The sequence below is a fragment of the Streptomyces sp. NPDC056373 genome, from assembly GCF_042262425.1.
Taxonomy (GTDB): domain Bacteria; phylum Actinomycetota; class Actinomycetes; order Streptomycetales; family Streptomycetaceae; genus Streptomyces.
Genome location: NZ_JBHJPX010000012.1, coordinates 163,572 through 185,132, shown reverse-complemented (window position 1 = coordinate 185,132; position 21,561 = coordinate 163,572). Strand labels below are relative to the sequence as shown.

At 68.9% G+C, this 21,561-nt stretch carries 18 protein-coding genes and 1 tRNA gene; 11 read left to right on the top strand and 8 right to left on the bottom strand.

What is annotated here, in order from left to right:
• Positions 1 to 12: 12 nt before the first annotated feature.
• From yidC to rpmH, 4 genes are read right to left on the bottom strand one after another with little or no spacing between them, the layout of a single operon-like run.
• Positions 13 to 1,299, bottom strand: coding sequence for a membrane protein insertase YidC (gene yidC / locus ACFCXS_RS26015; protein WP_376645738.1), 1,287 nt, complete (start codon positions 1,297 to 1,299; stop codon positions 13 to 15).
• A 3-nt stretch (positions 1,300 to 1,302) separates the two neighbouring features.
• Positions 1,303 to 1,677 carry a membrane protein insertion efficiency factor YidD gene (gene yidD / locus ACFCXS_RS26010; protein WP_376645737.1) on the bottom strand — a complete coding sequence of 125 codons (375 nt, stop codon included), beginning with the start codon at positions 1,675 to 1,677 and terminating at the stop codon, positions 1,303 to 1,305.
• Positions 1,674 to 2,045, bottom strand: coding sequence for a ribonuclease P protein component (gene rnpA, locus ACFCXS_RS26005; protein ID WP_376645736.1), 372 nt, complete (start codon positions 2,043 to 2,045; stop codon positions 1,674 to 1,676). Before rnpA ends, yidD begins: the two co-directional genes overlap by 4 nt.
• A gap of 21 nt (positions 2,046 to 2,066) precedes the next feature.
• Positions 2,067 to 2,204 carry a 50S ribosomal protein L34 gene (rpmH, locus tag ACFCXS_RS26000; RefSeq protein WP_005482975.1) on the bottom strand — a complete coding sequence of 46 codons (138 nt, stop codon included), beginning with the start codon at positions 2,202 to 2,204 and terminating at the stop codon, positions 2,067 to 2,069.
• A 392-nt stretch (positions 2,205 to 2,596) separates the two neighbouring features.
• Between rpmH and dnaA the strand changes: the two genes are divergently transcribed.
• From dnaA to ACFCXS_RS25955, 9 genes are all read left to right on the top strand, one after another.
• Positions 2,597 to 4,726, top strand: a complete 2,130-nt coding sequence (dnaA, locus tag ACFCXS_RS25995) for a chromosomal replication initiator protein DnaA (RefSeq protein WP_376645735.1) — start codon at positions 2,597 to 2,599, stop codon at positions 4,724 to 4,726.
• 936 nt (positions 4,727 to 5,662) lie between these two features.
• Positions 5,663 to 6,793 carry a DNA polymerase III subunit beta gene (gene dnaN, locus ACFCXS_RS25990; protein ID WP_376645734.1) on the top strand — a complete coding sequence of 377 codons (1,131 nt, stop codon included), beginning with the start codon at positions 5,663 to 5,665 and terminating at the stop codon, positions 6,791 to 6,793.
• Between the two features lie 207 nt (positions 6,794 to 7,000).
• Positions 7,001 to 7,876 carry a phosphogluconate dehydrogenase (NAD(+)-dependent, decarboxylating) gene (gnd, locus tag ACFCXS_RS25985; protein ID WP_376645733.1) on the top strand — a complete coding sequence of 292 codons (876 nt, stop codon included), beginning with the start codon at positions 7,001 to 7,003 and terminating at the stop codon, positions 7,874 to 7,876.
• A gap of 89 nt (positions 7,877 to 7,965) precedes the next feature.
• A complete protein-coding gene (recF, locus tag ACFCXS_RS25980; RefSeq protein WP_376645732.1) occupies positions 7,966 to 9,087 on the top strand; it encodes a DNA replication/repair protein RecF in 1,122 nt (373 codons plus the stop codon).
• Positions 9,084 to 9,650, top strand: a complete 567-nt coding sequence (locus ACFCXS_RS25975) for a DUF721 domain-containing protein (protein WP_376645731.1) — start codon at positions 9,084 to 9,086, stop codon at positions 9,648 to 9,650. Before recF ends, ACFCXS_RS25975 begins: the two co-directional genes overlap by 4 nt.
• A gap of 432 nt (positions 9,651 to 10,082) precedes the next feature.
• On the top strand, positions 10,083 to 12,143 hold the full coding sequence (gene gyrB / locus ACFCXS_RS25970; protein WP_376645730.1) for a DNA topoisomerase (ATP-hydrolyzing) subunit B: 2,061 nt from the start codon (positions 10,083 to 10,085) through the stop codon (positions 12,141 to 12,143).
• A gap of 42 nt (positions 12,144 to 12,185) precedes the next feature.
• Positions 12,186 to 14,780 carry a DNA gyrase subunit A gene (gene gyrA, locus ACFCXS_RS25965; RefSeq protein ID WP_376645729.1) on the top strand — a complete coding sequence of 865 codons (2,595 nt, stop codon included), beginning with the start codon at positions 12,186 to 12,188 and terminating at the stop codon, positions 14,778 to 14,780.
• A 19-nt stretch (positions 14,781 to 14,799) separates the two neighbouring features.
• Positions 14,800 to 15,606, top strand: coding sequence for a DUF3566 domain-containing protein (locus tag ACFCXS_RS25960; RefSeq protein WP_376645728.1), 807 nt, complete (start codon positions 14,800 to 14,802; stop codon positions 15,604 to 15,606).
• A 112-nt stretch (positions 15,607 to 15,718) separates the two neighbouring features.
• Positions 15,719 to 15,795, top strand: a tRNA-Ile gene (locus tag ACFCXS_RS25955).
• Positions 15,796 to 15,934: 139 nt separating this feature from the next.
• Here ACFCXS_RS25955 and ACFCXS_RS25950 read toward each other — a convergent pair.
• Together ACFCXS_RS25950 and ACFCXS_RS25945 are read right to left on the bottom strand one after the other, a co-directional pair.
• Positions 15,935 to 16,471: a hypothetical protein gene (locus tag ACFCXS_RS25950; protein WP_376645727.1), complete on the bottom strand. Its 537-nt coding sequence runs from the start codon at positions 16,469 to 16,471 to the stop codon at positions 15,935 to 15,937.
• 191 nt (positions 16,472 to 16,662) lie between these two features.
• Entirely contained in the window at positions 16,663 to 17,025 is a 363-nt protein-coding gene (locus ACFCXS_RS25945; protein ID WP_376645726.1) for a DUF6344 domain-containing protein, read from the bottom strand.
• 337 nt (positions 17,026 to 17,362) lie between these two features.
• On the opposite strand from ACFCXS_RS25945, the gene ACFCXS_RS25940 reads away from it, so the two are divergent.
• Positions 17,363 to 17,491, top strand: coding sequence for a DLW-39 family protein (locus ACFCXS_RS25940; protein ID WP_003999697.1), 129 nt, complete (start codon positions 17,363 to 17,365; stop codon positions 17,489 to 17,491).
• Between the two features lie 272 nt (positions 17,492 to 17,763).
• Positions 17,764 to 19,050 carry a hypothetical protein gene (locus ACFCXS_RS25935; protein ID WP_376645725.1) on the top strand — a complete coding sequence of 429 codons (1,287 nt, stop codon included), beginning with the start codon at positions 17,764 to 17,766 and terminating at the stop codon, positions 19,048 to 19,050.
• Positions 19,051 to 19,118: 68 nt separating this feature from the next.
• On the opposite strand, the gene ACFCXS_RS25930 is transcribed toward ACFCXS_RS25935, so the two are convergent.
• The gene (locus ACFCXS_RS25930; RefSeq protein WP_376645724.1) at positions 19,119 to 20,660 is read right to left on the bottom strand and encodes a protein kinase; all 1,542 of its coding nucleotides are present in this window, start codon (positions 20,658 to 20,660) and stop codon (positions 19,119 to 19,121) included.
• Positions 20,661 to 20,959: 299 nt separating this feature from the next.
• Positions 20,960 to 21,508 carry a helix-turn-helix domain-containing protein gene (locus ACFCXS_RS25925; RefSeq protein WP_376645723.1) on the bottom strand — a complete coding sequence of 183 codons (549 nt, stop codon included), beginning with the start codon at positions 21,506 to 21,508 and terminating at the stop codon, positions 20,960 to 20,962.
• Positions 21,509 to 21,561: the final 53 nt, after the last annotated feature.

The following is a 21,561-nucleotide window of genomic DNA, read 5'->3' as shown; positions in this document are numbered from 1 at the left end:
ATGGACTCCTTCTTACTTCTTGGACGGGGACTTGGGCCGCTGCGGACCCTTGCGCTGTCCGGACTGGGCCTTGCTGCGGGTACCGCCCGCGGGCTTCGCACCGCCCTGCTCGGCAGCGGTGGCGGGCTTGTCCTCGGACTGGCCGGACTTGTCGAGCGACGTCTTCGGCTCGTCCTCACCGACCGCCTTCGGGCCGACAGCGCCGCCGTGCTGCCGCTGCGACTTGCTCTGCCGCTTGGGCTGCTGACGCTTCGGGGTGCCGGCGGCGGTGGTCGGCGTACCGTCCTCGGCCTGAGCCGCGGCCGCGGTGTCGCTCTTGATCACGCTGCCGTCCGCCTGGGCGGCGAGGCCGGCCTTGCTCAGGCCGTTGATGAACTTGCGCTCGAACTCGTTGCGGTCGCGGCCCTTGGCGACGATCGCCTTCACGATGGCACGGTCGCGGCGCTTGCTGACCTTGTCGTGCTGAGTGACGTGCTTGGTCAGGCGGTCGAGGTACGAGGCCTGGGCCTTGGAACCCGGGGTCGGGTTGTTGTGGATGACGTACATCTGCTGGCCCATGGTCCACACGTTGGTGGTCAGCCAGTAGACGAGGACACCGACCGGGAAGTTGATGCCGAAGACGGCGAACATGACCGGGAAGACGTACATCAGCATCTTCTGCTGCTGCATGAACGGGGTCTTCACCGTGGTGTCGACGTTCTTCGTCATCAGCTGGCGCTGGGTGAAGAACTGCGACGCCGACATCAGGACGATCATGATGGCGGTGACCACGCGGACGTCGGTGAGAGAGGCACCGAGCGCCTCCACCTTCGAGGCGCTGTCCGTGAACTTCGCCGCCAGCGGCGCACCGACGATGTGGGCCTTCTGCGCGCTCTGCAGCAGGTTCTGGTTGATCACGCCGATGGTGTCGCCCGAGGCGATGGCGTTGAGCACGTGGTACAGGGCGAAGAAGAACGGGGACTGCGCCAGGATGGGAAGGCACGAGGAGAGCGGGTTGGTGCCCGTCTCCTTGTACAGCTTCATCATCTCTTCGGACTGACGCTGTTTGTCGTTCTTGTAGCGCTCCTGGATCTTCTTCATCTCGGGCTGCAGCGTCTGCATGGCCCGGGTCGCCTTGATCTGCTTCACGAAGAGCGGGATCAGGCAGATGCGGATCAGGATCACCAGGGACACGATCGACAGGCCCCAGGCCCAGCCGGTGTCAGGGCCGAAGATGGCGCCGTACACCGAGTGGAACTGGACGATGACCCAGGAGACGGGTGTGGTGATGAAGCTGAAGAGGCTGGCAATCGTGTCCACTAATCATGCTCCTTGGGCATGGGACGGTGTCTCTGCGGCCGGGTTCGAGGGACTCGACGGACTGGTGGGAGAAGTCCGTCCCTCGGTGGCCGGTCCGACGGCGGAGGGCCCGCCCTTGCGTGCATGCCACGCGTTGCGCAGCATTTCGTGCCACCGCGGACGCTTGCGCGGCGGGACATGGTCCACACCGCCCAGCGACCACGGATTGCACCGCAGGATGCGCCAGGCCGTGAGTGCCGTTCCCTTGATGGCACCATGCCGGTCGATGGCCGTGAAGCCGTAGTGGGAGCACGACGGGTAGTACTTGCAGACCGGCCCGAGCAGCGGACTGATCGTCCACTGGTAGAGCTTGATCAGAGCCAGCAGCGGGTACTTCATCGCGCGCCCCCTCCCAGCAACCGCTGGAGAGCGGCATCCAGGTCTCGGGCCAGCTGTGCATGGTCGGCGTCGCCCGATCCGGGCAGCGCTCGTACGACTACCAGGCTACCGGGGGGCAGCTGGGCGACTCGCTCGCGCATCAGGTGGCGAAGCCTGCGCTTCACTTTGTTGCGCACGACCGCGCCACCCACGGCTTTGCTCACGACGAAACCCGCACGCGTCGGGGGAGCGCTCTCCCCAGGCGCATGCGGGTCCGTGGCACCGCTTCGAAGGTGGACGACGAGGTGCGGGCGTCCTGCCCGGCGTCCCCGCCGTACCGCGGTCGCGAAGTCCTCGCGCCGCCTCAGCCGATGCTCGGTAGGCAGCACGACGTCATGACCTGATCAGGATCAGGCGGACAGGCTGGCGCGACCCTTGCTGCGGCGGTTCGCGAGAATCGCGCGACCGGCACGGGTACGCATCCGCAGGCGGAAGCCGTGGGTCTTCGCGCGACGACGGTTGTTCGGCTGGAAGGTGCGCTTGCTCACTCGGGGGCTCCAGAAGAAATCGGTAGTTGCGGGGTGCCGTCCTGGCTGTCACCGTGCGCCCACGAGTAGCTCGCAGTTACGCCCGAGTGCACCGCTGACCGATCACCCAAATGATCTGTGCCCATCGGAGGCAGGCGGCAGCAGCCATCGACAACTCGACCTGGTTACGGTACGCGCGGCTACGCCATCCGGTCAAACCGGGAGTCGCCGGGAGACACTTGTCCACAGGCTGGGGACAACAACTTGAACCCTACCGGCCGCGCTGACTACCGTGACGGAACTCCGATTCGTTCCCTTGTCCCTGCCCGGCGGATTGACTCCCGCCCACCCGGATGACATCCCAAACCGTCCCAGAACCACACGTTCGTGGGACCTGTGAGAGAGCGTGCCCTGTGGCTGACGTACCTGCCGATCTTGCCGCAGTGTGGCCACGCGTATTGGAGCAGCTCCTCGGGGAGGGCCGCGGTCAGGGGGTCGAAGGGAAGGACGAGCACTGGATCCGGCGCTGCCAGCCGCTCGCGCTGGTCGCCGACACGGCGCTCCTCGCCGTACCGAACGAGTTCGCGAAGGGCGTACTGGAAGGCAGGCTGGCGCCGATCGTCAGCGAGACGCTGAGCCGCGAGTGCGGACGCCCGATCCGGATCGCGATCACCGTCGACGACTCCGCGGGCGAGCCCCCCGCCACGCCGGCGCCCCAGGCCCGCCCCCAGCAGCGCTACGAGGAGCCCGAACTCCCCTCGGCGCGCCAGGACCGCGACGGGTACGACCGCCCGGAGCGTGACGGGTACGACCGTCCCGAGCGTGACGGGTACGACCGTCCGGACCGTGACACGTACGACCGCCCCGACCGCGACGGGTACCAGGGCTACGGCCGTCACCGCGCCGACCAGGCGCCCGGGCCGGCCGGCGACCAGCTTCCGCCTACGCGCGCAGACCAGCTTCCGACGGCCCGCCCCGCGTACCCGTCCGAGTACCAGCGCCCCGAGCCCGGCGCCTGGCCGCGGTCGTCGCAACAGGAGGAGTACGGCTGGCAGCAACAGCGCCTCGGCTTCCCCGAGCGTGACCCGTACGCGTCACCCGGGCAGGACTCGTACGGCACCCAGGACGCGCACAACCCACAGGACCCCTACGGCTCCGGACCCCAGAACACGTACGGGTCCAAGGACGCGTACGGGTCCAAGGACGCGTACGGATCCAAGGGGCCCAAGGACTCCTACGGCCCGCCCTCGCAGGACTCCTACGGCGCCCCCTCACAGGACTACCGCCCGCAGCCGATGGAGCGCCCCTCCTACGAGCAGCCGCGCTCCGACTACGACACGTCACGCGGCGACTACGACCAGCGCGACGCGGTGCGCCGGGAGCTGCCCGAGCCGCCCGCCGGCTCGGGCCACGTGCACCGGGGCGGCCCGGTCGGCCCGAACCTGCCGACGACCGGTGCGCCCGGCCCGCTGGCCGCGCAGCCCGCGCCGGCGACCGGCCCGGGCGAGCCGACCGCCCGCCTGAACCCGAAGTACCTCTTCGACACGTTCGTCATCGGCGCCTCCAACCGCTTCGCGCACGCGGCCGCGGTCGCTGTCGCCGAGGCGCCGGCGAAGGCGTACAACCCCTTGTTCATCTACGGGGAGTCCGGGCTCGGCAAGACCCACCTGCTGCACGCGATCGGGCACTACGCACGCAGCCTCTACCCGGGCACCCGCGTGCGGTACGTGAGCTCGGAGGAGTTCACCAACGAGTTCATCAACTCGATCCGCGACGGCAAGGGCGACAGCTTCCGCAAGCGGTACCGGGAGATGGACATCCTCCTCGTCGACGACATCCAGTTCCTCGCGGACAAGGAGTCGACGCAGGAAGAGTTCTTCCACACCTTCAACACCCTGCACAACGCCAACAAGCAGATCGTGCTGTCCTCCGACCGGCCGCCCAAGCAGCTGGTGACGCTGGAGGACCGGCTGCGGAACCGTTTCGAGTGGGGACTGATCACGGACGTCCAGCCGCCCGAGCTGGAGACGCGGATCGCGATCCTCCGCAAGAAGGCCGTGCAGGAGCAGCTGAACGCGCCACCGGAGGTGCTGGAGTTCATCGCGTCCCGGATCTCGCGCAACATCCGCGAGCTGGAGGGCGCGCTGATCCGGGTCACGGCCTTCGCCTCGCTCAACCGGCAGCCGGTGGACCTGGGGCTGACGGAGATCGTCCTGAAGGACCTCATCCCCGGCGGCGAGGACTCGGCCCCGGAGATCACCTCGACCGCCATCATGGGCGCGACGGCGGACTACTTCGGGCTGACCGTAGAGGACCTGTGCGGCACCTCGCGCGGCCGCGCCCTCGTCACGGCCCGGCAGATCGCCATGTATCTGTGCCGTGAGCTCACGGACCTGTCTCTGCCCAAGATCGGCGCGCTGTTCGGCGGGCGCGACCACACCACGGTCATGCACGCGGACCGCAAGATCCGCAACCTGATGGCCGAGCGTCGCTCCATCTACAACCAGGTCACGGAGCTGACCAACCGCATCAAGAACGGCTGACGGCGACGGCGAACCGCCGCCGAGGGCGCCCTCCTGGTTCCGGGGGCGCCCTTCTTCATGTCTCGGAAGGGGGCCGTGAAGCCTTCCGAGCCCCGCCCGAAGCAGCTCCCGGGCCTCGTCCCCACCCATCCCGCAGGCACCCACGCGCAACCCGCTGTTCGATTACTTGCCGGGTTACGGCCTCTCTCCACAGATTCGGGGACTTTCTGCCGTCCACATCCTGGGGACCGGGGAGTTGTCCAGATCGTGTCCACAGCGGCCACGGCCGAAAGACCATCAGACCAGTTCAGGTGCTTGTGGATTGGTGGACGAAGGATCTCCACAGACTGTGGACGACGAGATGATCCACAGGCTGTGTATCGAGTTGTCCACCGGCTGCCCACAGGCTGGGGGTGGTTGTCCCCAGCAAACGGTCGCTTCTCCACATGCCTGTCCACTGTTCGGCAACGCGACGCGCCTCCTCACCGGGTCGAGTGAAAGGCGTCACACAAAGCTGCCGGGTTGGGCTGTGGGAAAGGTGGGTAAAGCTGGGGACGGCGTTGGGGAGAACTCGCCTCCCCCTGTGCACGGCGTGTGCAGAACTTTCTGTTCTCCACAGATACGCCCGGTTGTCCACCGCCTCCACCCACAGGACCGGTGGACAAAATTCCCGCTCTGAGCTGGGCAAACGAGGTTATCCACGGTATCCACAGGCCCTACTACTACTCCCGACTAGAGAGAGCTGGGAATCCGTTTCGAAGGGGGTCCTGTGCACAACTCGCTCTTCGGTGCCCGGCTGCCCCTCGTCACGACTTGACCCCGAGAGGCACCTACTGTCAGTGCCGTGCGTCAGACTGGTCCCCGGTGTCCTCCCCCTCACAGGGACCGACGGCACCGAGACAGACGACGAGGGCCAGGCAGAGCGAGAAGCGCCGGCAACAGCAGGAGGCGGCAACAGTGAAGATCCGGGTGGAACGCGACGTACTCGCGGAGGCAGTGGCCTGGGCGGCACGCAGCCTCCCGGCCCGTCCGCCGGCGCCTGTCCTCGCCGGCCTCCTGCTGAAGGCCGAGGAAGGACAGCTGAGCCTGTCCGGCTTCGACTACGAGGTCTCCGCGCGGGTCTCCGTGGAGGCCGAGGTCGAGGAGGAGGGCACGGTCCTGGTCTCCGGCCGCCTGCTCGCCGACATCTGCCGCGCGCTGCCCAACCGCCCGGTGGAGATCTCCACAGACGGTGTACGGGCGACCGTGGTCTGCGGCTCGTCCCGGTTCACACTCCACACCCTGCCTGTGGAGGAGTACCCGGCCCTGCCGCAGATGCCGAACGCGACGGGCACGGTCCCCGGCGAGGTCTTCGCCTCCGCCGCCGCGCAGGTCGCCATCGCGGCCGGCCGTGACGACACGCTGCCCGTCCTCACCGGTGTGCGCATCGAGATCGAGGGCGACACCGTCACGCTGGCGTCCACCGACCGCTACCGCTTCGCGGTCCGCGAGTTCCTGTGGAAGCCGGAGAACCCGGAGACCTCCGCGGTCGCCCTGGTGCCCGCCAAGACGCTCCTGGACACCGCCAAGGCCCTGACCAGCGGTGACCAGGTGATCCTGGCGCTGTCCGGCTCGGGCTCCGGCGAGGGCCTGATCGGCTTCGAGGGTGCCGGCCGCCGTACGACGACCCGCCTGCTCGAGGGCGACCTCCCGAAGTACCGCACGCTGTTCCCGACGGAGTTCAACAGCGTCGCCGTCATCGAGACCGCCCCCTTCGTGGAGGCCGTCAAGCGCGTGGCCCTGGTCGCCGAGCGCAACACCCCGGTGCGGCTCAGCTTCGAGCAGGGCGTGCTCATCCTGGAGGCCGGTTCCAGTGACGACGCACAGGCTGTGGAAAGGGTGGATGCGCAGCTCGAGGGCGACGACATCTCGATCGCCTTCAACCCGACGTTCCTGCTGGACGGTCTGAGCGCCATCGACTCCCCGGTCGCCCAGCTGTCGTTCACGACGTCCACCAAGCCCGCGCTGCTCAGTGGCAAGCCGGCGGTGGACGCCGAGGCGGACGACGCCTACAAGTACCTGATCATGCCGGTCCGCCTCAGCGGCTGATCCGGCCCCGCGGCCCGGAGTCAGGCTGGGGATCGCCCGCAGCTGTCCACAGGCTGAGGACAAACCTGCAGGTGAGGGCTTACGACTGAGCGCGTATGCCCACAGATGTGCGCGAGCGTCCGGGTTTAGGGTCGGACGCGGTACGAAAGTGCCTCGCGGTACGCACGTGCCGCCACGCCACGTCGCAGAACCTAAGGAAAACAACTGATGGAGCTCGGTCTCGTCGGCCTCGGCAAGATGGGCGGCAACATGCGCGAGCGGATCCGCCGCGCAGGTCACACCGTCCTCGGATACGACCGCAACCCGGACCTCGCCGATGTCCACAGCCTGGAAGAGCTTGTGGGCAAGCTCAGCGGACCGCGCGTGATCTGGGTGATGGTCCCCGCGGGCGAGGCCACGCAGACCACGATCGACCGGCTCGCCGAGCTGCTGGAGCCGGGCGACGTCGTCGTGGACGGCGGCAACTCCCGCTGGACCGACGACGTGAAGCACGCCGAGGAGCTGGCGGCCAAGGGCATCGGTTTCGTCGACTGCGGTGTCTCCGGCGGCGTCTGGGGCCTGGAGAACGGCTACGCGCTGATGTACGGCGGCGACAAGGAGAGCGTCGCCAAGGTGCAGCCGGTCTTCGACGCCCTCAAGCCGGAGGGCGACTCCGGCTCGGTGCATGCCGGCAAGGTCGGTGCGGGCCACTTCGCGAAGATGGTCCACAACGGCATCGAGTACGCGATGATGCAGGCTTACGCGGAGGGCTGGGAGCTCCTGGAGAAGGTCGAGTCCGTGACCGACGTCCGGGAGGTCTTCCGCTCCTGGCAGGAGGGCACGGTCATCCGTTCCTGGCTGCTCGACCTCGCGGTCAACGCGCTGGACGAGGACGAGCACCTGGACGAGCTGCGGGGTTATGCACAGGACTCCGGCGAGGGACGCTGGACTGTGGAGGCCGCCATCGACAACGCGGTGCCGCTGCCGGCGATCACCGCGTCGCTGTTCGCGCGGTTCGCCTCCCGCCAGGAGGATTCGCCCCAGATGAAGATGATCGCGGCGCTGCGGAACCAGTTCGGCGGCCACGCGGTCGAGAAGAAGTAGTCCGGACGAGCAGCGGTCCCGTCGGGAAGAAGTAGTCCACAGGGCTGCACGGCAGTCCACAACCGTCCGGGGAGGTCGGCGAAACGACCATGCACGTCACGCATCTGTCGCTGGCCGACTTCCGCTCGTATCCCCGGGTCGAGGTCCCGCTCGATTCCGGGGTGACGGCCTTCGTCGGGCCGAACGGGCAGGGCAAGACCAACCTGGTCGAGGCCGTCGGCTATCTCGCCACCCTCGGCAGCCACCGGGTCTCCTCGGACGCCCCCCTGGTCCGTATGGGAGCCGAGCGCGCGATCATCCGGGCCCAGGTCCGGCAGGGCGAACGGCAGCAGCTGGTCGAGCTGGAACTGAACCCGGGGCGCGCGAACCGGGCCCGTATCAACAGGTCCTCGCAGGTCAGGCCGCGTGACGTGCTGGGGATCGTACGAACCGTGCTGTTCGCGCCCGAGGATCTCGCGCTGGTCAAGGGGGACCCCGGTGAGCGTCGCCGTTTCCTCGACGAGTTGATCACCGCTCGTTCGCCGCGGATGGCCGGGGTCCGATCCGACTACGACCGGGTCCTGAAGCAGCGCAACACCCTGCTGAAATCGGCCGCGCTGGCCCGGCGGCACGGTGGTCGCACGATGGACATGTCCACGCTGGATGTGTGGGACCAGCATCTCGCGCGCGCGGGAGCCGAGTTGCTCGCCCAGCGGCTGGACCTGATCGCGACGGTCCAGCCGCTGGCCGACAAGGCCTATGAGCAACTCGCGCCCGGTGGCGGGCCGATCGCGCTGGAGTACAAGCCGTCCGCGCCCGGCGAGGCGCACACCCGCGAGGACCTCTTCGAGCAGCTGATGGCGGCGCTCGCCGAGGCCCGCAAGCAGGAGATCGAACGGGGTGTCACCCTGATCGGCCCGCACCGCGACGACCTGCAGCTCAAGCTCGGCCGGCTCCCGGCCAAGGGCTACGCCTCCCACGGCGAGTCCTGGTCGTACGCGCTGGCGCTGCGCCTGGCCTCGTACGACCTGCTCAGGGCGGAGGGCAACGAGCCGGTGCTGGTGCTCGACGACGTCTTCGCCGAGCTGGACACCCGTCGCCGTGAGCGCCTGGCCGAGCTGGTCGCGCCGGGCGAGCAGGTTCTGGTGACGGCCGCGGTCGACGACGACGTACCGCATGTGCTGTCCGGGACGCGGTTCGCCGTGTCCGAGGGGGCGGTGGAGCGCGTATGACGGAGAACACACCCGGCGGGGCGTCGAGTTCCTCTCAGGGCTCCGGCGGGGCCCCGAAGCCTCCGGAGCCGTCCGGCGTCGACCTCGCGCGTGTGGCGCTGCGCGCGGCCAAGGAAGCCGCACGCGCGCGGGGGGACGCGGCGCAGCAGAAGAAGCAGGCGCGCCGCGGCGGTCTGCGCTCCGGCGCGCGCGCCGACGGGCGCGACCCCATGGCGCTCGGGTCGGCGATCAACCGGCTGATCACCGAACGCGGCTGGGAGGCGCCGGCCGCCGTGGGCGGTGTGATGGGCCGCTGGCCGCAGATCGTCGGCGAGGACGTGGCCAAGCACTGTGTGCCGGAGAACTACGACGAGGACGAGCGTGTGCTGGTCGTGCGCTGCGATTCGACGGCCTGGGCGACGAACCTCCGGCTGCTCGCGCCCACGCTGGTCGCACGCCTGAACGAGGATCTGGGCCACGGCCGGGTGAAGCTGATCAAAGTGCAGGGCCCCGGTGGCCCGGCCCGCCGCTACGGCCCGTTGCGTGCCCCCGGCAGCACGGGACCGGGCGATACCTACGGCTGATCGGCACCGGTTTCCCACCTGTCGGCAGTACGTGACTGACATCACATCACGGTCTTCCGGCGGCTCTTCCGGAGCGCCGGCGGCGTCGCTGTCGCGTGTCCGCACACGGTTGCGAATCATGACCTGACTCCGAAGTAGCCAAGGGTTGACGGCCGGAAGCGCTGAGTGCCTCCGTGAGCCTCTTGGAGCCCCCATCCGCATATCGGGAGTCGGACAAGACCCGTCGAGGGCGGCACATGCGGACTCAGGTACCGGCAAACCCCCATCAGTGTCAGTGCTACCGGTAGACTGGAAGCAATCCCGCCCCACTCGCTGGGGACCGTCCGGGAAAAGCTGAGCAACGCTGATCAAGGCTTACCAACGCAACATGCCGCAGCCGCTCCGGCAACCCGCCGACGAGCCTGGCTCGTGCTGTGCCAGAAAGGGCGCTTCGTGGCCGATTCCGGCAACCCCAACGAGAACATCCCGTCCACCGACGAAGGCGTGAGCAGCGAGGCGATCACCTCCCACAGCGAGGTCACCGCCTCGTACGACGCCAGTGCCATCACCGTCCTCGAGGGTCTGGACGCGGTCCGTAAGCGACCCGGCATGTACATCGGCTCGACCGGTGAGCGAGGCCTGCACCACCTGGTTCAGGAGGTCGTCGACAACTCCGTCGACGAGGCCCTGGCCGGTCACGCGGACACGATCGACGTCACGATCCTGGCCGACGGCGGCGTGCGAGTCGTCGACAACGGCCGTGGCATCCCGGTCGGCATCGTCCCCTCCGAGGGCAAGCCGGCCGTCGAGGTCGTGCTGACGGTGCTGCACGCGGGCGGAAAGTTCGGCGGCGGCGGCTATGCGGTCTCCGGCGGTCTGCACGGTGTGGGTGTCTCCGTCGTGAACGCCCTGTCGACCAAGGTGTCCGTCGAGATCAAGACCGACGGCTACCGCTGGACCCAGGACTACAAGCTGGGCGTCCCGACGGCCCCGCTCGCTCAGCACGAGGCCACGGACGAGCACGGCACCACGGTCGTCTTCTGGGCCGACCCGGACATCTTCGAGACCACCGACTACTCCTTCGAGACGCTGTCGCGGCGTTTCCAGGAGATGGCGTTCCTCAACAAGGGTCTGCGGATCAACCTCACCGACGAGCGCGAGTCGGCCAAGGCCACGGCCGGCGCGGACGAGGCGGGCGAGGACGAGAAGCACGAGGTCAAGAGCGTCTCGTACCACTACGAGGGCGGCATCGTCGACTTCGTGAAGTACCTCAACTCCCGTAAGGGAGACCTGGTGCACCCCACCGTCATCGACCTGGAGGCGGAGGACAAGGACCGGAACCTCTCCCTCGAACTCGCGATGCAGTGGAACGGCGGCTACAGCGAGGGCGTGTACTCGTTCGCCAACATCATCCACACGCACGAGGGCGGTACGCACGAAGAGGGCTTCCGCGCCGCGCTGACCTCGCTGATCAACAAGTACGCGCGCGACAAGCGGCTGCTGCGCGAGAAGGACGACAACCTCACGGGTGACGACATCCGCGAGGGTCTGACGGCGATCATCTCGGTCAAGCTGAGCGAGCCCCAGTTCGAGGGCCAGACCAAGACCAAGCTGGGCAACACCGAGGCCAAGACCTTCGTGCAGAGGGTCGTCTACGAGCACCTCGCGGACTGGCTGGACCGCAACCCCAACGAGGCCGCGGACATCATCCGCAAGGGCATCCAGGCGGCCACCGCGCGCGTGGCGGCCCGCAAGGCCCGCGACCTCACCCGCCGCAAGGGCCTGCTGGAGACCGCGTCCCTGCCGGGCAAGCTCTCCGACTGCCAGTCGAACGATCCCACCAAGTGCGAGATCTTCATCGTCGAGGGTGACTCCGCCGGCGGCTCGGCCAAGTCCGGCCGCAACCCGCAGTACCAGGCGATCCTCCCGATCCGCGGCAAGATCCTGAACGTCGAGAAGGCGCGGATCGACAAGATCCTGCAGAACCAGGAGATCCAGGCGCTGATCTCGGCCTTCGGCACCGGAGTCCACGAGGACTTCGACATCGAGAAGCTGCGCTATCACAAGATCATCCTGATGGCCGACGCCGACGTCGACGGCCAGCACATCAACACCCTGCTGCTGACCTTCCTGTTCCGCTTCATGCGGCCCCTGGTCGAGGCCGGACACGTGTACCTCTCCCGCCCGCCGCTCTACAAGATCAAGTGGGGCAAGGACGACTTCGAGTACGCGTACTCCGACCGTGAGCGCGACGCCCTGATCGAGATGGGCCGCAACGCGGGCAAGCGCATCAAGGACGACTCCGTGCAGCGCTTCAAGGGTCTCGGTGAGATGAACGCCGAGGAGCTGCGCATCACGACCATGGACCAGGAGCACCGCGTCCTCGGCCAGGTCACCCTCGACGACGCCGCCCAGGCCGACGACCTGTTCTCGGTCCTCATGGGCGAGGACGTCGAGGCCCGCCGCGCGTTCATCCAGCGCAACGCCAAGGACGTCCGCTTCCTCGACATCTGAGTCGGTCTCAGCTGACCGCACCCGGAAGGATTTTCACCAGCAATGACCGACGAGAACACTCCCGTGACGACGCCCGAGGGTGACGCCCTGGCCATGCGCGTCGAGCCCGTCGGGCTCGAGACGGAGATGCAGCGCTCGTACCTCGACTACGCGATGTCCGTCATCGTCTCGCGTGCGCTGCCGGACGTCCGCGACGGCCTCAAGCCCGTCCACCGCCGTGTGCTGTACGCCATGTACGACGGCGGCTACCGCCCCGAGCGCGGCTTCTACAAGTGCGCCCGCGTCGTCGGCGACGTCATGGGCAACTACCACCCGCACGGCGACTCCTCCATCTACGACGCCCTCGTGCGCCTCGCCCAGCCCTGGTCGATGCGCATGCCGCTCGTCGACTCCAACGGCAACTTCGGCTCCCCGGGCAACGACCCGGCCGCGGCCATGCGGTACACCGAGTGCAAGATGGCGCCGCTGTCGATGGAGATGGTCCGCGACATCGACGAGGAGACCGTCGACTTCACGGACAACTACGACGGCCGCTCCCAGGAGCCGACCGTCCTGCCTGCCCGCTTCCCGAACCTGCTGATCAACGGCTCGGCCGGTATCGCGGTCGGCATGGCGACCAACATCCCGCCGCACAACCTGCGCGAGGTCGCCGCCGGCGCCCAGTGGTACCTGGAGAACCCCGAGGCCTCGCACGAGGAGCTGCTCGAGGCGCTCATCGAGCGCATCAAGGGCCCGGACTTCCCGACCGGCGCGCTCGTCGTCGGCCGCCGGGGCATCGAGGAGGCGTACCGCACCGGTCGCGGCTCCATCACGATGCGCGCGGTCGTCGAGGTCGAGGAGATCCAGAACCGCCAGTGCCTGGTGGTCACCGAGCTGCCCTACCAGGTCAACCCGGACAACCTCGCCCAGAAGATCGCCGACCTGGTCAAGGACGGCAAGATCGGCGGCATCGCGGACGTCCGTGACGAGACCTCCTCGCGCACGGGCCAGCGCCTTGTCATCGTGCTGAAGCGGGACGCGGTCGCCAAGGTCGTGCTGAACAACCTCTACAAGCACACCGATCTGCAGACCAACTTCGGCGCCAACATGCTGGCGCTGGTGGACGGCGTGCCGCGCACGCTCTCGCTGGACGCGTTCATCCGCCACTGGGTGACCCACCAGATCGAGGTCATCGTCCGCCGTACGCGCTTCCGGCTGCGCAAGGCCGAGGAGCGGGCGCACATCCTGCGCGGTCTGCTGAAGGCCCTGGACGCCATCGACGAGGTCATCGCGCTGATCCGGCGCAGCGACACCGTCGAGATCGCCCGCGGCGGCCTGATGGACCTGCTGAGGATCGACGAGATCCAGGCCAACGCCATCCTCGAGATGCAGCTGCGCCGACTGGCCGCCCTGGAGCGCCAGAAGATCGTCCAGGAGCACGACGAGCTCCAGGCGAAGATCAACGAGTACAACGAGATCCTGGCCTCCCCGGTCCGCCAGCGCGGCATCGTCAGCGCGGAGCTGGCCGCGATCGTCGAGAAGTTCGGCGACGACCGCAAGACGACGCTGGTCCCCTACGAGGGCGACATGTCCATCGAGGACCTGATCGCCGAGGAGGACATCGTCGTCACGGTCACCCGGGGCGGCTACATCAAGCGCACCAAGACCGACGACTACCGGGCCCAGAAGCGCGGCGGCAAGGGCGTGCGCGGCACGAAGCTCAAGGAAGACGACATCGTCGACCACTTCTTCGTGTCCACGACGCACCACTGGCTGCTGTTCTTCACCAACAAGGGCCGCGTCTACCGCGTCAAGGGCTACGAGTTGCCGGACGCCGGCCGGGACGCGCGCGGTCAGCACGTCGCGAACCTGCTCGCCTTCCAGCCGGACGAGGCGATCGCCGAGATCCTGGCGATCCGCGACTACGAGGCGGTGCCCTACCTCGTGCTCGCCACCAAGGCCGGACTTGTGAAGAAGACGCCTCTGAAGGATTACGATTCGCCCCGTTCCGGCGGTGTGATCGCCATCAACCTTCGCGAGGGCCAGGACGGTTCGGACGACGAACTGATCGGGGCCGAACTGGTCTCGGCAGACGACGATCTGCTTCTGATCAGCAAGAAGGCGCAGTCGATCAGGTTCACCGCGTCGGACGAAACCCTGCGGCCCATGGGCCGTGCCACCTCGGGCGTCAAGGGCATGAGCTTCCGCGAAGGCGACGAGCTGCTGTCGATGAATGTTGTTCGACCCGGTACGTTCGTGTTCACTGCCACAGACGGCGGGTACGCGAAGCGGACCAACGTCGACGAGTACCGCGTCCAGGGTCGCGGCGGCCTCGGCATCAAGGCCGCCAAGATCGTCGAGGACCGTGGGTCCCTCGTCGGCGCGCTGGTGGTCGAGGAGACCGACGAGATCCTCGCCATCACGCTGTCGGGCGGTGTGATTCGTACGCGGGTCAACGAGATCAGGGAAACCGGCCGTGACACCATGGGCGTCCAACTGATCAATCTGGGCAAGCGCGATGCCGTCGTGGGCATCGCTCGCAACGCCGAGGCGGGGCGCGAGGCGGAGGAGGTCGACGGCGATGTGGTCGTCGACGAGACCGCCGAGGACGCCGTGACCACCGGCACGGACGAGGGTGAGGCGCCCTCGGCCGAGTAGGCACGAGGAGTGAGTCATCGTGAGCGGAGCCACGGGCGCCGGACCGTCCGGAACCTCGAGGGGTACGGAAGCGGACGACGGCGGCCGTGGCTCCGCCGCGCGTGCGGCGGACCCGCACACGACCAACCTGAAGGCGATCAAGTCCCCGACCAAGGACGAGCCGTCGCCGGACGCACAGGGATCGCAGGGGGGAACTGTGACGGACACCCGAGGTCCGCAGGCCGAGCAGGCGAAGGGCGGGGCGGGGTCGTCCGCGTCCGGTGCGCAGCCGCAGCCGGCCGCGCAGGAGCCGGCTACGGCCTCGCCGCTGCCCGGGGAGCGGCAGACGAAGCAGCAGGCCGGGCCCTACCACCCGCCGCAGGCCTACCCGGCGCAGCAGGCAGCGGCCGGGGCCGGGACGGGAGCCGGTCCCGATGCCGTACGGCGTCCTCGTACGGGGGTGCGTACCGCTCCGCGCGTCCGCAAGGCGCGGCTGCGGGTGTCGAAGGCCGACCCGTGGTCGGTGATGAAGGTCAGCTTCCTGCTCTCCATCGCCCTGGGCATCTGCACGATCGTCGCGGCCGCCGTGCTGTGGATGGTCATGGACGCGATGGGCGTGTTCTCGACGGTCGGCGGCACGATCTCCGAGGCCACCGGCTCGAACGAGTCCAACGGCTTTGACCTGCAGGCTTTCCTGTCGCTGCCCAACGTTTTGATGTTCACGTCGGTCATCGCGGTCATCGACGTGGTCCTGGCGACCGCCCTCGCGACGCTCGGCGCGTTCATCTACAACCTGTCCGCGGGCTTCGTCGGCGGCGTGGAGCTGACGCTCGCCGAGGACGAGTGACGTCACCCGTGTCGTTGCCCTGACGGTGCCCCGACAACCGATTTTGGGACTTCCCATGTCGTGCGCTAATCTTCAGGAGTCAGCGCGCGGGACACACCCCGCAGAGCGCGGCGGGGCTATAGCTCAGTTGGTTAGAGCGCATCCCTGATAAGGATGAGGCCACAGGTTCAAATCCTGTTAGCCCCACCAGCGAAAAGACCCCCGGTCCACCAGGACCGGGGGTCTTTTGACGCCCACGGCTGACACCAACTGCCAGGGCCCGGACGTAGAAACGGCGGTCGCGGCACGGCCTTGCTGTCGTGGGAGATTCCAGGCGCTACGCGCCGCATCACATGAACCGGAGCAGCACCACCAGGGCAATCGGTGCGGGGAGCGCAGCACGTACTACGCGCCACCGGACGTCCTCGCGCATGACGAGTGCCAGGAAGGCGAGTGAGTACGGAACCGCCAGCGGAATCGCCGAGATCAGGCCTACGGTCGTCGACACGTGATGATCGAAGACCAGGATCGCCCGCAGGGCGACCCATCCGGCCACCCCGGCCATGAGTACCTGAACCGTGAGCAACCTGCGCCGGGGTCGAGCTGTGGTGACGCGGGACTCGGCGATCGTCTCGCGGACGATCATGACGCCCATCCATGCGAAGAGCGTTGCGGCAGCCAGGACGACGAGCAGGCCGAAGGCTGCGAGCCCGCCGTCACCGAGGATCGAGTCCGGGTGCCAGAAGATCTCGATGAAGATCCAGACGGGAACGCCCAGAACAATGCCTGCCGCCCAGACGGAGATGATCTCCTTGCCCGGACGGTCCGACCACCACTCTTGCAGGGCCCGCCCCCGCAGCAAGATCTTGCGTAGGCCCTCGCTCATATGTTCGCCCTCTCCTGACCGCTCGGCATCCTAGGCCGACCTCCGAGAGCGTGGGGAACGCAGGGTGCGCATCACGGGATGCCCAGTGGGCATGCCCTGACCCGATTCCGGGATCAGGGCATGCGTAAGCCCGGCCGCTCCGTGGAGCTGCCGGGCTTTGTACGCAGATCGCTTGGGGTCGTTCCGGGGGTTCAGCGCTGAAGGGGCGTGAGCTGGTCCGCCTCGGGATCGGGGTCCTTGTCGGTGCAGTGGGTGCCGGGGGAGGACGCCGTGTCCGCGGGCGAGCGGTGCCGGCAGCGAGGTGTCTTGCCGTGGGCCTCGGCGCGGATGCGCTGCTTCATCGTGGGGGGCAGGGCTCTGGGAGCGGACCGGGAGAACGTCGTCGGTGCCGCCGTCCGCTGCTGCGGGATGCTCGCGCCGTTGCGGTTGCTCTTCTGCTCGGCCTGCGGTACGGCCGCGGCGGCGGTCGTGGTGACGAGTCCGAGCGCCGTGCACAGCGCGAGGAAGGCGGTGACGATGGCGGTCCACAGCTTCATGACCTTGTTCCTGGCCATGGCCCCTCACTTTCGGGTCGGGCGATTTGCGTACTTTCCTCATGATGTGTATGGGGGGCGAGAAGTGGTGGACCTCCGCCCGTGGCGCGTCGATGTTCCGATGAACACCACCCGGATGGGTGCAAGAGGGGCGAAAAGGTGAGGAGAGTGTCGAAGGGAGGTCAAAGTAACCGTCCGTCGGGGTGTGATCACCCTCCGATCGGAGCGGCGTACTCCGCTTCTATCCCGTTTCGCGGGAGGGGAGTTGAGGGCCGACTCAGGTCACCGATCGGTATCGGCCGGTGTGTATAGTCGGGCGCCAGAGGTCCCCTACGTCAAGGAAAGACGAGGTCGCGCGGTGAAGAAGCTTCTCCTGGTCGCACTGGCCGCCATCGGCGGGCTCCTCGTGTACCGCCAGATCCAGGCGGATCGCGCCGAGCAGGATCTGTGGACGGAGGCGACTGACTCCGTTCCCACGGGTTCGTGAGTCACGACAACCCAGACCGAGCACACCCCGGCCGCCTTGCGGTCGGGGTTTTGTGTGCCGAGGGCCGGTCGTGAAGCCCGCCGGCGCGGCAGGATGGGCCACGGATCACGGATCACGGATCACGGATCACGGTCCGGAGACGGCGAGCGGTCCGGCGACGGCTGCGGTCCGGACCCGGTGGGCGGGCCGGCGACAGTGAGGGGTGGCGCGTGAGGGGACGGTGCCGTACGGCGTGGAGACGGCGCGCGGAGGCGTGGCGCGGCGTTCCGGCCGTGGCCGTGCGCGTCGGCGCCGCGGCCGTGGTCCTGGGCACGACAGCGGCCATGGTGCCGGGACAGGCCTCCGCCGCCGCGGGACAGGCCTCCGGCCCGCCGAGCTCCTACGCCTTCGCGCCCGGCGCCCAGCGCGTCCAGGGAGCGAGGAGCACCGCTGACGCCAGCCTCCTGACGCCCGGCCAGGCCTACAAGAGCTCCCTGCCGGGCAACGGCAAGGTCAGCTACCGCCTCGACCTCGACGCCACGTCCAACGCGTACGTCTCCGTCACCGCCGTCCCCTCCCCCGACAGCACCGTCTCCGTCATAGACGGGGTCAAGGTGACCGTGCAGGACGCCGAGGGCAACACCTGCTCCGTCGACAACACGCCCTTCGGGGCCGCTCGCAGCCCGCACGCCGTCGCGGCGTGGGGCATGCGCGAGATCTCACCCGACCGGCCGCTGTGCAAGAAACCCGGCGCGTACTACGTGTCCGTCGAGCGCGTCGACCCGAAGGCCGAGGGCTCCTCACCGGACGCCTGGGACCTGGAACTCCTCGCCATGACGGAACCGCGGACGGTGCGGACCGGGGCGACCGGCGCACCCGAGGCGTGGAACTCCGCCACGCCCCAGCCGCACCAGGGCGAGGCCGAGCACCGCAAGGGCGGCGCGGGGTTCTCCGGGGCGACGCCCCTCGACCAGGGAGTCTGGCGGGACGACATCCGGCCCGGCCAGACCCTCTTCTACGAGGTGCCGGTCGACTGGGGACAGCAGATCTCCGTCACCGCGGACCTCGGCAGCTCGGGCACCGACGCCACCGGCTACACCTCCGACGCGCTCAACCTGGCCCTCTACAACCCCGCGCGCGGCGACGTCGCCGACGTGGGCGTCGGCTACGACGGCGACCAGAAGTCCGGAAGCATGCGTCCTCTGCCACCGGTCGACCACGCCAACCGCTACGCGGCCAATGCCCAGGTGAGCGCGATGCGCTTCGCAGGCTCCTACTACCTCGTCGCCCACCTCTCGGAGGCCGTCGCCGGCACTTTCGGCGACGGGCCGTTCAAGATGACGCTGCGCGTGACGGTGAGCGGGGAGCCGCAGGGCGGCCCCGAATACGCGGGGGAGTCCGTTCCGAAGGGTGCCTTCGAGGTCTCCGACGAGGACCGGGAGGCGGCCGCGGAGGGTGTCGCCGCGGGCGACGACACCGCCATGAGAGTGCTCGCCGTGGGCGGTATCGGCACCGGTAGCGCCCTGCTCGTGGGACTCGGGGTGTGGAGCCTTGTGGCCCGGCGCAGGAGCGCCGCGTAAGGAACGCCGACGGGCTGTCGGGCCTTCTGCCGTCCCATCGCACGGATGCGGCGTGTGCTGCCCGTCGCTCAGATGCGGGTCAGCGCCCAGAAGCCCACGGCGTAGCAGGCCAGCGCGAGGAGCAGGATCGGTATCGCCACCTTGGCCGGAGGCCCCGGCCGGGGAGGGCGGTGGGCCCGGTGCCGGGACGGGGTCTGGCCGCTCGGCGGGGACGTCGGGGTCCGGGCGGTGTACGAGGCTGTGGAGGCATCCGTGCGGTAGTGCTCCTCAGGGGGCAGAGGAGGGCCGGAGTACACCGGGGGGAGCGGCTGGGCGGGGGACAGCCGGTGTGTGGGGTCGTAGGGGGAGACGGGCGCCTGCTGCTGCGGGGCGTGGACCGGGGAGGGCCGGGACGGCCCGGCTGCGGGGGACGAGGTACCGGTGGGCTGTGGCGGCGGCAGATGGAAGCTGCCGGTGTCCGACATGGAAGGCGGCCGCGCCGGGTCGGCGGTGTGGCGCGGGTCGGACGGCACCGACTGCGCGCGTTGCCGGTGGGGCTCGGCGTGCTGCCCGTCCGCAGTCGGCAACCCGGCCTCATCGTGCCCGTGCCAACGGGGCTCCCCACTCGGCCCCGAGTGCTGCCCGTCCGGGGCCGGCGGCCCGGCCTCCTCGCGCCCGTGCCGAGGGTGCTCCCCATCCGGCCCCGAGCGGTCGGACGGGGCCCCTCTCGGGCTCAGCCCCTTCGCTCTCTCCAGTGGTCCCTCGGGTGCGAATCCCCGCGGTAGCGGGCCCAGTTGGTCGAAGATCTCGATCAGCTCGTCGTCCGGGCCGGGCTCCGGAAGCAGTTCCACTGCGGCGGCGAGTGCCTTGCGCGCCCCCGTGGCCGTACGGAACCGCGCCTCCGGATCCGGCTGCAGCAGCATGGCCACCACCTGCCACAGCGGCTCGGGGATGCCCTTGGGCGCGCCGGGCGTCCCGTGCTCGGCGAAGTACTGGATGAGCGCCTTGCTGTCCGGCTTGGCGCCCTCGAGCAGGTACAGCGCGACCAGTCCCACGGCGAACAGGTCGGCGGGAAAGTCCGGTTCGGCGCCCATCATCTGCTCGGGCGCGAGATATCCGGGCGTCCCCACCACGAGGTTGGTCTCCGTCAGGCGGGGCTCGCCCAGCCGCATCGCGATGCCGAAGTCGGACAGCCGCAGCCGCGGCCGGCCCGTGCCGGTGGCCTCCAGCAGCACATTGGCGGGCTTCACGTCCCGATGGACGACGCCCTCCGCGTGCACCGCGGACAGCCCCGACAGCAGCTGGTCGAGCAGGGTGCAGACGAAGACCGGGGGGAGGGGGCCGTAGTCCCCGACGAGGTGCACGAGTGATCCGCCCGCGACCAGGTCCATGGTGAACAGGACCTTGTCGTCGTCGGCGGCCCAGCTGGTCGGGGCGAGTACATGCGGGTGGTCGATCCGCAGGGCCTGTTCCCGCACGAAGCGCAGCAGTGAGTGCGCGTCGCTCTGGAGCAGGACCTTGGCGGCCACATAGCGACGGCGGCGGTGGTCCCAGGCACGCCAGACGGCACCGACCCCTCCGCGCCCGATCGGGTCGACCAGTTCGTACCGGCCGGCGAAGACCTCACCCATGGCTGTACGTCGCTCCTCCCCCTGCGGCTTCCCCCCTTGCTTCCCCCTCGGCGAGCACTACGACTCCCCGACAGGCGAAACGGCTCCACCGAAACCTGGCTCCCCCGAGCCTCCCGGTTCCCTGGAGTACCCCGGCTCCCCCGAGCCCCCCTGCTCCCCCGACGAGTGATACATCCCCCGCGCGTCGACCGGTCCCCCGTACGGAACACGCCCCCTCGTGCCCGCCCGTTCCGCGACGCGTCCCCCGTCACCTCACCCACGCCCGCTGCCGAACCCCCTTCGGCGGCCGGGCGGTGGGATCAGTTCTGGTGGGACTGGTAGTGCGAGACCGCGTCCGAGGTGCGGCCGGCCCCGTAGACCCGGAGGAACTCAGCCAGCTCCGGATGGCTCGGGGCGAGGGTGTCGGCGGCGTCGATGATGTCGCCCGCCGCCGAGACCGACCGCAGCAGCGACTGGATCTCGCGCACGACGCGCTTGACCGTGGGCGCCCCCGAACTGGTCGTCGTCTGCGTGGTGTTGCTCAGCACCGAGCCCCCCTGTGACTTCTTGATCTCCTCCATCCGCTCGGTGGCCTCGGCCGCGCTCACGCTGCCGTCCGCGACCTGCCCCGCCAGGTCCTGCAGCAGCTGAACCCGCTGCACCACGGCGGGATTACCGATCTTCGCGCGCTGACCGCTCATCAGCTGCGACAGCATCGGTGCGGACAGTCCCAGAACCCCCGCGAGACGAGCCTGGTTGAGACCAAGATCGTCGATGAGCCTACGGAAGAGCGCCCCCAGCGGCTCCCCGTACCAGTTCCGCTGCAGTTCCCGCGCTCTTGCGGTCGCTTCCTGCTGTGCGGCGTCCATTGCGTCTCCCCATCGCTTCCCCATGTACGGCGGTTCGCGGTAGCGAACCACGC

Excerpts from the sequence above, each read along its gene's own strand:
- yidD (WP_376645737.1), bottom strand. The coding sequence starts at position 1,677 with ATGAAGTACCCGCTGCTGGCTCTGATCAAGCTCTACCAGTGGACGATC.
- gnd (WP_376645733.1), top strand. The coding sequence starts at position 7,001 with ATGGAGCTCGGTCTCGTCGGCCTCGGCAAGATGGGCGGCAACATGCGC.
- recF (WP_376645732.1), top strand. The coding sequence starts at position 7,966 with ATGCACGTCACGCATCTGTCGCTGGCCGACTTCCGCTCGTATCCCCGG.
- ACFCXS_RS25975 (WP_376645731.1), top strand. The coding sequence starts at position 9,084 with ATGACGGAGAACACACCCGGCGGGGCGTCGAGTTCCTCTCAGGGCTCC.
- gyrA (WP_376645729.1), top strand. The coding sequence starts at position 12,186 with ATGACCGACGAGAACACTCCCGTGACGACGCCCGAGGGTGACGCCCTG.
- ACFCXS_RS25950 (WP_376645727.1), bottom strand. The coding sequence starts at position 16,471 with ATGAGCGAGGGCCTACGCAAGATCTTGCTGCGGGGGCGGGCCCTGCAA.
- ACFCXS_RS25945 (WP_376645726.1), bottom strand. The coding sequence starts at position 17,025 with ATGGCCAGGAACAAGGTCATGAAGCTGTGGACCGCCATCGTCACCGCC.
- ACFCXS_RS25930 (WP_376645724.1), bottom strand. The coding sequence starts at position 20,660 with ATGGGTGAGGTCTTCGCCGGCCGGTACGAACTGGTCGACCCGATCGGG.
- ACFCXS_RS25925 (WP_376645723.1), bottom strand. The coding sequence starts at position 21,508 with ATGGACGCCGCACAGCAGGAAGCGACCGCAAGAGCGCGGGAACTGCAG.